The 13,061-nt window shown below is 37.9% G+C and carries 13 protein-coding genes and 1 pseudogene; 6 read left to right on the plus strand and 8 right to left on the minus strand.

Annotation, left to right across the window (positions count from 1 at the left end):
• The first annotated feature begins 2 nt into the window (after nt 1-2).
• Complete coding sequence (gene nirB / locus C9J45_RS04380) at nt 3-2,519, plus strand: nitrite reductase large subunit NirB (RefSeq protein ID WP_107292201.1); 2,517 nt, start codon at nt 3-5, stop codon at nt 2,517-2,519.
• A complete protein-coding gene (gene nirD, locus C9J45_RS04385; protein WP_107206842.1) occupies nt 2,516-2,887 on the plus strand; it encodes a nitrite reductase small subunit NirD in 372 nt (123 codons plus the stop codon). Before nirB ends, nirD begins: the two co-directional genes overlap by 4 nt.
• 99 nt (nt 2,888-2,986) lie before the next feature.
• Here nirD and C9J45_RS04390 read toward each other — a convergent pair whose 3' ends face one another.
• Nucleotides 2,987-3,238, minus strand: coding sequence for a DUF2999 family protein (locus C9J45_RS04390; protein ID WP_005364493.1), 252 nt, complete (start codon nt 3,236-3,238; stop codon nt 2,987-2,989).
• Between the two features lie 246 nt (nt 3,239-3,484).
• Here C9J45_RS04390 and C9J45_RS04395 point away from each other — a divergent pair, with 246 nt between their 5' ends.
• Both C9J45_RS04395 and C9J45_RS04400 read left to right on the plus strand, forming a co-directional pair.
• On the plus strand, nt 3,485-3,898 hold the full coding sequence (locus tag C9J45_RS04395; protein WP_107247253.1) for a septal ring lytic transglycosylase RlpA family protein: 414 nt from the start codon (nt 3,485-3,487) through the stop codon (nt 3,896-3,898).
• 44 nt (nt 3,899-3,942) lie between these two features.
• Complete coding sequence (locus C9J45_RS04400) at nt 3,943-4,701, plus strand: hypothetical protein (RefSeq protein WP_107206844.1); 759 nt, start codon at nt 3,943-3,945, stop codon at nt 4,699-4,701.
• A 60-nt stretch (nt 4,702-4,761) separates the two neighbouring features.
• Here the strand turns inward: C9J45_RS04400 and C9J45_RS04405 are convergent, their stop codons facing one another.
• The 3 genes from C9J45_RS04405 to C9J45_RS04415 all read right to left on the minus strand — a co-directional run bounded on the left by C9J45_RS04405 (nt 4,762) and on the right by C9J45_RS04415 (nt 7,078).
• Nucleotides 4,762-5,553 (minus strand): DUF2076 family protein, encoded by a 792-nt coding sequence (locus C9J45_RS04405; protein WP_107292202.1) that lies wholly within the window; start codon nt 5,551-5,553, stop codon nt 4,762-4,764.
• 344 nt (nt 5,554-5,897) lie between these two features.
• Complete coding sequence (locus C9J45_RS04410; protein WP_107206846.1) at nt 5,898-6,599, minus strand: HAD family phosphatase; 702 nt, start codon at nt 6,597-6,599, stop codon at nt 5,898-5,900.
• Between the two features lie 152 nt (nt 6,600-6,751).
• Nucleotides 6,752-7,078, minus strand: coding sequence for a hypothetical protein (locus C9J45_RS04415; RefSeq protein ID WP_233217629.1), 327 nt, complete (start codon nt 7,076-7,078; stop codon nt 6,752-6,754).
• A gap of 224 nt (nt 7,079-7,302) precedes the next feature.
• On the opposite strand from C9J45_RS04415, the pseudogene C9J45_RS04420 reads away from it, so the two are divergent.
• Nucleotides 7,303-9,041 (plus strand): annotated as a pseudogene (locus tag C9J45_RS04420) (amidohydrolase).
• 74 nt (nt 9,042-9,115) lie between these two features.
• On the opposite strand, the gene C9J45_RS04425 reads toward C9J45_RS04420, so the two are convergent.
• Nucleotides 9,116-9,607 carry a hypothetical protein gene (locus C9J45_RS04425; protein WP_107206848.1) on the minus strand — a complete coding sequence of 164 codons (492 nt, stop codon included), beginning with the start codon at nt 9,605-9,607 and terminating at the stop codon, nt 9,116-9,118.
• Nucleotides 9,608-10,076: 469 nt separating this feature from the next.
• On the opposite strand from C9J45_RS04425, the gene C9J45_RS04430 reads away from it, so the two are divergent.
• A complete protein-coding gene (locus tag C9J45_RS04430; RefSeq protein ID WP_107206849.1) occupies nt 10,077-10,352 on the plus strand; it encodes a PepSY domain-containing protein in 276 nt (91 codons plus the stop codon).
• A gap of 57 nt (nt 10,353-10,409) precedes the next feature.
• Here the strand turns inward: C9J45_RS04430 and C9J45_RS04435 are convergent, their stop codons facing one another.
• The 3 genes from C9J45_RS04435 to C9J45_RS04445 form a co-directional block, all read right to left on the minus strand.
• Entirely contained in the window at nt 10,410-10,595 is a 186-nt protein-coding gene (locus C9J45_RS04435; RefSeq protein WP_045147560.1) for a hypothetical protein, read from the minus strand.
• A 473-nt stretch (nt 10,596-11,068) separates the two neighbouring features.
• Nucleotides 11,069-12,310, minus strand: a complete 1,242-nt coding sequence (locus C9J45_RS04440; RefSeq protein ID WP_107206850.1) for a GGDEF domain-containing protein — start codon at nt 12,308-12,310, stop codon at nt 11,069-11,071.
• Nucleotides 12,311-12,455: 145 nt separating this feature from the next.
• A complete protein-coding gene (locus C9J45_RS04445) occupies nt 12,456-13,031 on the minus strand; it encodes a DUF1415 domain-containing protein (protein ID WP_107292203.1) in 576 nt (191 codons plus the stop codon).
• Nucleotides 13,032-13,061 lie beyond the last annotated feature (30 nt).

The raw sequence follows: 13,061 nt of genomic DNA on the forward strand, positions 1-13,061 counted from the left end.
ATATGAACAACGGAATGGATAAACAACATCTTATTGTGATTGGTAACGGCATGGTGGGGCATCACTTTATCGATCAATTAGTCGATAAAGGCGGTTTAGCACACTATTGCATTACGGTTATTGGCGAAGAGTCGGTAGCGGCTTACGATCGGGTGCAATTATCAGCGATGTTTGCTGATAAATCTCAACAAGATCTTATGTTGGGTGATGTGTCGTGGTATCAAAACCAAGGTATAGATTTACGGTTAGGGCAACAAGTTGTTGAGATCAATCGCGCGCAGCAAACGGTAAATATTCGTGATGTGGTTACCTCTGAGCTGATTTGCTTAGATTATGACAAATTAGTGTTAGCGACAGGCTCAACACCATTTGTTCCGCCGATTAAAGGCAACGATCGTCAGAATTGCTTTGTTTATCGCACAATTGATGATCTTGCGGCGATAAAGAATGCCTGTTCACAAGCCAAAACTGGCGCTGTTATTGGCGGTGGGTTACTTGGGCTTGAAGCGGCAAATGCCTTACGTTTATTAGGGTTAGAAACCCATGTCGTAGAGTTTGCTCCTCGGCTAATGCCTGTTCAGTTAGATGATTTAGCCGGTGATTTACTGGCAAAGAAAATCACTGAATTAGGTGTTCATATCCACACCGATATGCGTACAGAAAAAATCACTGATGGGGAAACCGCGACTCATCGTTTATGGTTTGAAAATGATACGCCATTAGATGTCGATGTGATTGTTTTTTCAGCAGGGATAAGACCGCAAGACACCCTTGCTCGCCAATGTGAATTAGAGATCGGCGAACGTGGCGGTATTGTGATTGACGATACCTGCTTAACCAGTGATGCAAATATTTACGCGATTGGTGAATGTGCGTTATGGCAAGCTCGAATTTTTGGCCTCGTTGCACCAGGTTATAGCATGGCGCGTACAGTTGCTTCGCAATTAGTTAGCGAGACAGAGGCCAAGTTTGTTGGTGCGGATATGAGCACCAAATTGAAACTACTAGGCGTTGAAGTGGCTTCCATCGGTGATGCACAGATGCGCACTGAAGGGGCCAAGGAAGTTGTATTGCAAGACAGTGCTGGTGGACGTTATAAGAAGTTAGTTGTGAATGCTGACAGCACTAAAATTCTTGGCGCTATTTTAGTGGGTGATAGCAGCGATTATGACGCCTTATTACAATGTTATTTAAATCAGACGGTATTAACAGAGCACCCTGCACAACTGTTATTTGATACCTCAATGTTAGCGCCATCCACTGATGAAAATAGTGTGATTTGTTCATGTCATAACGTTACTCGAGGCGCATTAATTAGCCAAGTACAGCAGGGTTGTCACGAACTCGGTGAAATTAAACAAGTGACGAAAGCGGGTACAGGGTGTGGCGGCTGCAGCACGATGGTTAAACAGATTGTTGATGAACAATTAGCGAGCATGGGAATGGAAGTAAACAACCATGTTTGCCAGCACTTTTCTTATACTCGTCAAGAGCTTTTCCATTTATGCCAAGTGGAAAAAATTCAAGATTTTGAAACCTTACTCTCTACTCATGGGAAAGGGTTAGGCTGTGATATTTGTAAGCCAACAGCAGCATCAATCTTTGCTTCATTATGGAATGAGCATGTTCTCGAATCACCTTATCAACCACTGCAAGATTCTAACGATGCCTTTCTTGCAAATATTCAAAAGGATGGCAGCTATTCAGTAGTGCCTCGGGTTCCCGGTGGTGAAATTACCCCCGATAAATTAATCACCCTTGGTGAAGTGGCCAAAAAATACGATTTATATACCAAAATCACAGGTGGACAACGGGTTGATTTGTTTGGTGCACAACTATCACAATTGCCTGATATATGGGCTGAGTTGATTGAGGCGGGATTTGAAACGGGTCATGCCTATGGCAAATCATTACGAACCGTTAAATCTTGCGTGGGGTCAACGTGGTGCCGCTATGGGGTTGATGATTCAATGGCACTCTCGATTGAATTAGAAAATCGTTATAAAGGGTTACGCTCACCGCATAAATTGAAATTTGCTGTCTCAGGTTGTACCCGAGAATGTGCAGAAGCACAAAGTAAAGACATTGGTATTATTGCAACAGAGCAGGGCTGGAACCTTTATGTTGGCGGTAATGGTGGTATGCGTCCACGTCATGGTGATCTATTTGCTGTTGACTTAGATAAACCCACCTTGATTGCTTATATCGATAGAATTTTAATGTTTTATGTAAAAACAGCTGATCGTCTACAACGAACATCAGTATGGCTAGAAAATTTAGAAGGTGGGCTCGATTATCTTAAACAAGTGGTTATTGAAGATAAACTTGCTATCAACATCTCATTAGAAAAGCAAATGGAACATGTGATTAATAGTTATCAATGTGAATGGAAAACAACTTTATCATCAGAGCAAAAACTGCATCGTTTTCGTCAGTTTATTAATCTGAAAGATGAAGAAATATCCTTACCATATCAACGTATTAGAGGCCAGCGTATCCCTGTTAAGGAGGAATTATGAGTGATGTGACGGAAATACCTCAATCAATAAAATCAGATCTTCGTTGGGTTAAGATCTGCCATAAAGATGATTTAGTTCCTGACTCAGGTATTGCTGCCTTAGTTAATCAACAACAAATTGCGCTGTATTACTTACCTAAACAAAATAATGCAGTCTATGCCGTTGATAATTGGGATCCTATTGCCAAAGCTTATGTCATGAGTCGCGGTATTGTTGGTGATCAAGATGGTGTGTTATGTGTCGCCTCACCATTATTGAAACAACATTATGATCTGGCGACAGGAAAGTGCTTAGAAGTGCCAGAGCATATCCTTGGTACATGGAAAACCCGTTGGAACAATAACGAGTTATGGCTTTATACAGGCTAGTGAGCCTATCGTTATTGCAGTACGCTTTTGTCTAAATATAAAAATGCCGTTAGTAGGTAAACTATTAACGACATTTTTGATCTAGAAGTTAACGCACGGTTATTTATTCAATTGTGCTTTTGCTTCTTCAACTTTTGAAAAGTCTAAACCAAGCTCTTCTACTGCTTCTTTGATTAATGCTGGATTCTGCATTACCTGCGCCATCAATTGTTGCAGCTTATCTTGTGGTAAGCCTAACTGACTAATTGTTGTCATTGCTGCAAGAGGGTTTTGCGTCAATGTCTGAAAAATCTCATTAATTTGGGAATCGCTGATATTGTTCTCTTTCAACAGGGCAATAATTGGGTTCATCACATGACCTTTTAGGACTAAATACAATAGACAATTAGTTTAACACTAGCTTTTCGTTGTGAGTACTGAGAAATGATGCTTACTTGGAGGGGAAGAAGTATTGTTAATTACCCATAAAGAATAAGTGATTAAATTTGTTACTTATATATCTATGGGTTATAACTTTTACATAACCTTTACATACGGATTATCAAATAGTTATATGATAGCGTAAAATTGCTCTGATGCTTATAAATAGGATTAATGATGTTTGTACCGAAAATCGCTATTCGACACTGTATTTTATTATTTGTTTGTTTATTAACACTAGGAGGGTGTGCAAACTCAGGTAATACGACATCAACAAAACCTGTTTTGAGCTATAAGCACCATAGTGAATACGGTAAAGCATCGTATTACGCAAATAAATATCAAGGGCGCAAGACAGCAAGCGGGCAGCACTTTGATCAAAATAAACCAACAGCAGCACATAGAACATTACCTTTTGGTACCAAAGTTAAAGTAACTAATTTAGCAAATAGTAAAAGTGTTGTTGTGACAGTAAATGATCGCGGCCCATTCACCAAAGGGCGAGTAATAGATTTATCCCGTTCAGCTTTTAGTGCGATCGGAAATACAGCGTCAGGTGTACTTAAGGTAAAAGTTGAGACATTAAATTAACCTGTATTAGTTTATCGCCATGACGATGATTGAAAGGATATTAGATGATTTTAGAAACACTTCACCAGTCGGTACAAACCGTCTTTGCTAATAAAATACGGTTAGTAAAGGCATTACTCATTCCATTTATAGTGACGTATTTATTACGTTCATTAAAAGTATCAATGGCAGGTATTGAGATATATGAGGAAGCGATTATATTTGTCCTAAATATAGCAATTTTCCTAGTTTCTTCCATTATCTGTCTACGAACTCAGCAAATACTAGACAGCCATGGTACAGACGATACCCGCTTTTCTAATTGGAGAGGTATCAGTTTTGATGTCCAGCAGCGTCACTATACGGCTTATTTATTCCTACTATTTGGATTGTTATATGCTATCTGGGCTGTTTTTAAAGTAGATTATGATTGGGTAAATAACGGCGTACTGTATTGTATATTGTTACTATTAGGTTGTGCAGGTTGGGTGATTTTTTCTCGTCTATCTTTTGTTTTACCTGCTATTGCTGCGGGGAAAAAAGCGTCTTTTAAAGATGCACTAGAGCTGACTAAGCATAAAAGGTTATATGCCTTTGTGATTGCCGGACTGCTACCTGTAGCATTTTATATGTTGTTTATCGGTCTACCCATTTTCTTATTATTTGCTAACCCTAACTTTGCGATGAGCCTAAAATTTATTAATGTGTTTATCTGGGGAGTTATTGTTATTGCAATTCCATTTATTATTGCGGCAGTTGAAGCTACGGCTTATCGTGCTTTAATGGATAATTCAGAAGCAACCGAAATTTCTAGCGTAGAATAAATGCAAATCTTAGAGATATAAAAAGAGCGCTGATGCGCTCTTTTTTGTTTTTGTAATCGATTAGAGGTCGTCGTCGAAATCGCCAAAGCCACTGTCGTCGCCAAAGCCACTGTCGTCGCCAAAGCCACTGTCGCCACCACCAAAACCATTGTTAGCGAATGTATCATCGTCACCAAAGCCGCTGTCATCACCGCCAAAACCTGAATCGCCAAAACCTTGGTTATCATCAAAGCCTGAGTTACCAAATCCACCAGTGTAATCAGAGCTAAAGTTATTAGCGGTGTCGTCTAAGAAGCTGCTACCGCCTTGGTCGTCAAACGCTGGGTTTGCAACATCCGCCTCTGGTACAGCCTGATCTGCAGATGCTGTATCAGGTGCCGCATCTTGGGTTGTATCAGTTGTATCGGCTGCTGGCGCTGGATCGGCTGCTGCTGTATCTGCTGGCTGATCGTGATCAAATAGCATGTTACTAATTACGCTACCTGCAACCATACCTGCAGCAACACCTGCCGCTGTTTGCATAAACCCACCAAATGCACTTGGTTGGCGAGCAGGTGGTTGTGGTGGCTGAGGAGCAGGACGAGAGCCACCAAACATACGACTTAACGAGCCACGGTTTGATTCTTCTTTATAGTACTCAGCATTCTTTTCTAAATAGTCGTTCTTTTCTTTTAGCTGCTTTAATGCCATTTCTTGTACTAGAACAGCTTGAGTAAGTTTGTAAATAGCATCGGGCTGAGATGCTATTTCATCGGCAATGAATTTTTCAGCATCTGCATCTTTTTTGCTTTCTGGGCTTTGTTTGAGCTTAGTAGCAACACTTTGAATAAGATCTTTTTCTTGTGGAGTCATGGTTTTTACCTTCTCAATACCCTATGTGCAGGGATAGCTTAGTTGCATAGCTGACTCTGAAATAAAAAGAATCAACCTTGCTTTATAGGTTAGTTCGTTACTGCATTATTCACATTATTAACTTGAACAGTAGCTGAACATACTAGTACAAGTCTTAAATCTAAATAAAATGCCCAGATAATGTATTACGAAAGTTGTAACACATCTACTCTTCGCCACAAAAATAGGGACGATTATTGTTACTATCTGTAAATGAGGGCTGCAATGCGAAATATCAATACAGTTATAGTTTAGAACAGCATAAAATCAAAACTATGCTGTTGGTATGATGTGTATGTCTGTTGTTAGCGTAAGATATTATTATCGTGTCGCCAGTCCATAATTGTCCATTCATTCATTTGTGCGTGAAGCGCAAGAGAAGGATCCGGGTTAACAGCAAAAGGCTTTTGAACGAATTTAAGTAAAGGCAAGTCGTTGATGGAGTCACTATAGCCGTAATAGTGACGATAATATTGTGATTGTTCTGCTAGCCATGATTCAAGACGTGTAATTTTACCTTCGCGATAGCTGAGAACACCACATGTTTTCCCTGTATATACACCGTTAATCGTTTCTAAATTAATAGCGATGCAATGAGAGACGCCGAGTTTCTCCGCAATTGGTTTTACGAGATGTTCAGATGAAGCAGAGACAATTATGATTTCATCTCCGCGCTTTTTATGCCATTCAATTCGCTTAATGGCATCAGAATAAACGGCAGGTGAAATGTATTCTTCAATAAAACGTGTAACGAGAGCAGATATTTCTTGTTCTGTTTTTCCTACTAAAGGAGCCAATGTTTTATCCATATAGCTCTCCATATCAAGCTTACCTTTTTGGTAAGCTTGCATCATTTCAGCTTCTTGTTGCTCCAACGATGATGAAGCAAGTTGGTTGTTAACGAGAAATGTTGTCCAAAGGCTAGCTGAATCTGCTGCGATAAGTGTTTCATCAAGATCAAAAATGGCCAAACAAGGGCGAATGTTGCGCTCAAGATTAAGTGACAAATCTCATTCCTTACTAGTTAGTTATCACGATAAATTGCTGACTGAGGGTAGGGAGCTAGCGTGACATTTTTGTGTCGTAATCATGTAATTTTTACTAATTCATGATCACGACAGCTAAATGTAAACGGAAAGTATTGAGAGAGCAGATAAGATTAAGCGATGCTTTCTTGAATGAGCTGTTCATTTAGGTATTTACAACTGTGATGTTTGGTTGTTTGATCATCAAACTCTTTCTTGATGTTAAAAGGCGTTCCTTTTGCAAAGTGCCAAAAGTACTTTTCGAGCTCTTTATTAAACTGGCTCTCAGTACAACCGGTGACAGGTGAAAAAAAAGTAAAGGTTGTTATGTCGTCTTGGCCTGAATTAACAAAACTTCGCTCAAAGCCATTATACCCAAATGCTTTAACATTAGGGGTGGGTAAACCACCGGGTACTAAGTGCGCTGGAACTGTGATTGTTACGCTAGTCATGCTCATCATGTCATCTCCATTGCGTCTTGATGATAATTATACTCTACAGAAAAAGATTGTATTTCACTATAAAAATTACATTACTCAATTATTCCCATAACGTATTGATATATAAAGTGATGATGGGACAGTACTTTTTTTGTGACTAATATATCTATTTTTAATAAAGGAACAGTAATTACGGTTAAATTGTTTAAGTTAGATCTAGATAATTACACTAAATAAAGGGATTTATGAAATATTCAACACTTTCTTCTTCACTAATGCTGCTACTCGCATCTACATCATTTAGCGCTCATGCAAATGAAAATAAAGAATCTCAAACCACCATTTTCTATGGTGGTCCGGTTATCACTATGGAAAAGTCGCAACCAAGAGCAGAAGCGGTTGTGACGAGTAAGTATGGCAAAATTGTTTATGTTGGATCTGAACAAGAAGCATTGAAACAGTATCCAAACTCTAAAAAGTAGATTTGGACGATAAAGTGTTAATGCCCGGATTTATTGAACAACACTTACATCCTTTCTTAGCGGCGTTAACATTAAATATGCCAGTTATTGCGCCAGAAGAATGGCAGCTGCCTTCAAAAACATGGCCAGCAGTAACAAACCATGATGATTATATTGCAGCTTTAACATTACAAGAAAAAGCGTTAAAAGATCCGAATGAAGTGCTATGGACATGGGGATTTAACAATTTCTTCCATGGTGAAATATCTCGTCAAGAGTTAGATAAAATTTCTAAAACACGTCCAATTGGTGTGTGGCATCGTTCAGCACATGAGTTTTATGTTAATTCTGCATTTATCGAGAAATTTGGTCTTAATCAAACGGATATTGATAAGCTAGGTAAAGAAGTGGCTGATCAGGCGAATCTAGATGAAGGTCACTTCTTAGAAGGTGGGGCACTCATTTATTTATTGCCACGAATTGCATCTGAATTAGGTAATAAAGAGCGCTTTTCTGCCGGTTTAAAGCAAATGGTGACGATGCTGCATCAAAAAGGGGTTACCGCTTACAACGAGCCTGGTGCATTTATCCCTGATTATATGATCGATACATATCTTGAGATCCTAGGTGGTGAATCTACACCTATGTATTCATTCTTTACGCCAGAAAGTAAAACGCCATATTTTGCAAAGGGTAAAGAAGGTGTATTGAAAGAGGTTGAACGCATAACGACAATATTACCTGAAGATGGCAAAGTTCGTTTCTTTGATAAACAAGTTAAGTTGTTGTTTGATGGTGCGATTATCTCTCAGTTGATGAAGATGAAAGATGGCTATACCGATGGACATCATGGGGAATGGATTCAAACACCTGAAGATGTTGAAGCGATCACTAAAATCTTCTGGGAAAATGATTATCAAATCTTGGTGCATGTAAATGGCGATCTTGGCGTTGAGAAGCTAATTAAGATTTTAGAAAAGCGCCAGGCTGAATACCCACGTGAAGATCATCGTTTTACCATTATCCACTTTGCAAACTCTACAGATGAGCAAGTCGAGAAGCTAAAATCACTCGGGGCTATTATTAGTGTAAACCCTTATTATGTTACTGGTTTTAGCGAAAAGTTCGGAGAGGTTGGTTTAGGCGAAGAGCGTGCTCACTCAATGGTTCGCTTGGCAACGATAGAAAAACAAGAGATTCCGGTATCGCTTCACTCTGATGCACCAATGGCTCCTTCTGATCCACTGTTATTAGCTTGGAGTGCTGCAACACGTATAAGTAATGAAGGTAATGTTATTCGTCCAGACTTAGCACTATCTCGAGATGCTGCTTTGCGTGGTATAACAATTGAAGCAGCTTATTCTTGGGGTCAAGAAGAGACACTAGGCAGTATTAGAACAGGAAAAATAGCTAACTTTACTATTTTAGAGCAAGACCCGTATAAAGTAGAAATTAAGACTCTTAAAGATATCCCAATTTACGGTACGGTATTTGAAGGAAAACTGTTTCCAATTGATAAATAGTCGATTATAAACATGTAAAAAACGCCTATTAAAAGTGGTTCACTGGTAATAGGCGTTTTTGTTTATTGATTAAACTAGTCTTTAACCCACTGGTCATTGACTTTTTTCAACGAAACTTGTTCGGAGATCGTATCAACAACTTGGCCTGCTTTGAAATCGCCGTATTTCGCGCCGTAAGCAACAACCATCACTTCTGAAGATAGATTTTTCTTAAGGCTAGTTAATGCCGAACCTAAATCGTTTTTGGTTTGATCTGTGGCATTATTTTCTTTTGCTGGTTGCTCTGCAACTTTACGCATTGATTCTTTAAATTGCTCAAGACTCTTTGTTGCAACAAGGTCGTAAGTTACTTTTGCTTTGTAATCAGTTTTTGTATCAAGTAATACTTTATCAATCTTTAGGTTTTTAACTTCAAACGGAGTCGTGTCAGCTGTTATACCAAGATTTGGTTGCTCGTATTGGCTTGATTGTACAACATTACTGATTGTTGATTCGTCAACTTTTTCACTGCATCCGGTTAGTAATATTGATGATGCAATCGCTGCCGCTAAAACAAACTTTTTCATTGATAACGCTCTTTAAACGATAAAATATACTTTATTTTATACCCTTTGAATGAGTAAGGAGCAAGTCTGTACTAGCAAATCTTTCCTAATGCTAACAATTGTATGCGAAATTGATGGGTGTTTTTTTACATTGCAATATACATAAAAATATTTTTAATAAAGAATAAGATAGAAGTGATGTAAGAATGCAACATATGCACAAATAGAAGTAAGTCTAGCTTTTGTTGATTAAGATAAAGGACATTGACATTGCCTTACTCCATTACATAATTCTCTAAATCGAGAGTCTTATTGTTGATTAATTCGTTACACTGAAATTAAAACAGGCCAAGGAAGAGATAAAAATTATAGATGTAGGAAAATAGCATGGGAACCGTGGTGGTAGTGATACCTAATTTTATTTTGGTTAATCATAGCTTGTGTTGTTTAAAGCTATTGATAAATACTGCAGCTCAGATGGATGAAAAAGATGAAATTTAAGCTATTTGTACTATCAGTCAGTACTATGGGGTTGTTTTTTATATCAGCAGCTCATGCCGATCCGATAGAAAAGGCTTTAGACGTAATTAGTATCCCTAAGGCAATGCAAATTCTTGAAAAAGATGGCTATTATGATTTTCGAAAAATTAAGGTAGTTCGAGAATATAATGAGATAGAAGTCGATGCATTAAATAAAGACGGCCATCGTGTTGAGATAGAAATGGATCTCTATACCGGTAATATCATGCAAGCGCAGCTGGATTAGGCATTATAATAAAAACGGCGATGATTGATCATCGCCTGATATTAAATGACGACTTCTTTAGTCGTGATCATCATAATAAAAACGTCCCTCTAGCGAGTAAGGGTCATTTTGATCATATAAATTATGGTGTCCCCGCATTTTCTTTAATTGCTTCTCTAGGGCTCTGGCCTGATCAAAATGACCTTCTTGATAGGCAATAGATATTTTTTGTTCGATATCTTCAATTCTATCTTGGTTATTCATGTTCAGTCCTCCATCTATATCATTATCATATGCCGCGCTGAATAATTGCCAATTGTGATTGACCTTATAATTTTATACTAAAAATATATAACAATGGCTTAACAACCGGGTTTTTTGCAGTAATAAAATGAATCAAAGAAGTATAATGTTCATAAAAACAGTCATTTTATATCAATAAACGAGCTATTATTCTGTTTAGTTAAATAAAGTGGTCGATTGTAAAATTTGTGTGATATGTTTGATTTGTTGATAGTTTTATAAAGATAAAAACAAGCAGATTGTGAATAATCTGAGGCTATGAATAAAAAAGAGTCTGTGGATGTTCTCCAAAAATAGTATTGAATAAAGTTTGGCCGCTGATTATCAATACTGGTTGGTTGTTCTTTAGCTATATGAGTGCAAGTTTATAATGTATTAAGCCCGATGCATATCGGGCTTGTTTTTATATTACTAGCACGATGATATTATTTTGGCTACTGTGTACATTGCACACGATTCCTTCCAGCCTCTTTCGCTTTATATAATGCGTTATCAGCTTGTTTTAAAACATCTTCTGGTTCTTGTTCTAAATAGTTTTCTGCAACGCCAATACTGACTGTTACTTTGACTGATTTTGATGTTTTCTCTTGTCCACGAGCTTTAGATCCTGACCGATTGCTAGTAGGACGCTTGTCATGATCACGAATAATCATTTTATATTTTTCAATTTTTTCTCTTAATTCTTCAAGAAATGGCAAACATTCATCGATACTTTTTCCTTTGAATAAAATCGTGAACTCTTCCCCACCATAACGGTAGGCATTGCCACCACCATCAATGTCTTTCATAAGAGTAGCAACTAACTTGAGTACGTCGTCACCAGTATCATGGCCATATTTGTCATTAAATTTCTTAAAATGGTCAACATCGATCATCGCTAAGGTATAGGTTCTTCCTAAATGCTTAAGCTCATTATCTAACGCACGACGCCCCGGGATTTCTGTCAGCTGGTCAATGAAGGCTAATTCATGGCTACAACTGATGATGTTAATAAGTAGTAATATCGCGACAATACTGAAGGCAACACTAGAGATGAAAGAGTATTGGAAAAAGGTAAACGTAACAAAACTAAACAGCAAACAGATGAAGACGGCTTGATCTGAACTATGGTTTCGTTTCAAAAGTGTTGATGCGCTACTACATACCAAGGCGAGATTTAATAACAATATAACCAATGGTAATAGCGACAAGTTTCGATAAGTAAAAAGGTATGTATCCCACCAAGATGTAAGATCTGTAGCGTTAAAGTGTTTATATACTAAAGCAGCCCATCCTACTTGTAAGAGTAAAAATACAGAAAATAGTGCGCCAAATCGAGAAAATAAGCGCTTATCAGGCATGATATGCACTTGCAGAAGATTAAAGGGGAGTAAACCTGCAAGTAAGCTAAAAATGAGTTTAACGTTATCGTTTGTTAAAGGCGTTTGCAGGTAATGAATGATGATTAGATATGCAACTAACATAATTAGTGCAACATAACCGGTTCTGCCTTGATTAAATGGTTGGCTCAGAAAAATAACTATCGTAAATAGAATGTAGGGAATATTGACAAGAAGATCTTGATAGTTAGCCAAAGATACTGCGGAAAAAGGTAATGCTATTAACATTAAGATTGCTATCGTTAACGGGATTATTAACCGCATGCCTGCTGAACGAAAGTGTGAAAAAAGGAGCATTAATCTCAACCTTAAATAAATACGTTTGTTTATGAGCGAATACGAGCCTAATAATTATTCGTATTTATCATCTTCCATGAATATGTTAGCCATAGCGACTATTTTAGCTATATCGGCTAACACATCAATAACTTAAATTATCTATTTACTTTTTTAGGTAGGGAAAAAGTTGTTTAATTTGCTCTGGCGTTAAATTTTCAACACAGTCAATATTTCGTTCAGGGATCGCCTCAGGATCAGGGTAGTGCTTGAGTACCTTCTCCATACTTTCTTCACGGATCAAATGAAAAATAGGATAGGGCGAACGGTTTGTTAGGTTTTCAGCATCTTCAGGTTCTGTACCATAAAAGCAGTAATCTGGATGAAAACTAGCGATTTGATATATCCCACTTTTACCTAGTTGGACGACAAGTCCTTCGACTAAATCAAGAAATTGATTGTAGTCATCGAAATCTTCAAGTAAATAAGGTGCGACAACAAGTGTCGTTTCTAACTCTTGTGGTGGGGTTTCATCGAGTTCTTTAAGTTGTAAATAAATGGACTCAAGCAGATCGTTTTCTGTCTTGTCACTGCATACATGAATTTTAATTTGCTTGTTGCGTTGAGGTTTAGCAGCAAAAGGACAAAGGTTTAAACCAATCACAACATCATTGAGCCATTGCTGAACACTTTGCTCAATATCATTAAGCGCTTGATCATTTTCGGCGATTGTTGACTTCATAGACTGACTTTCCAATAGTTTTAGTTATAA

Origin of the sequence: Photobacterium sp. GB-1 (genome assembly GCF_003026165.1) — a bacterium.
Taxonomy (GTDB): Bacteria; Pseudomonadota; Gammaproteobacteria; order Enterobacterales; family Vibrionaceae; genus Photobacterium.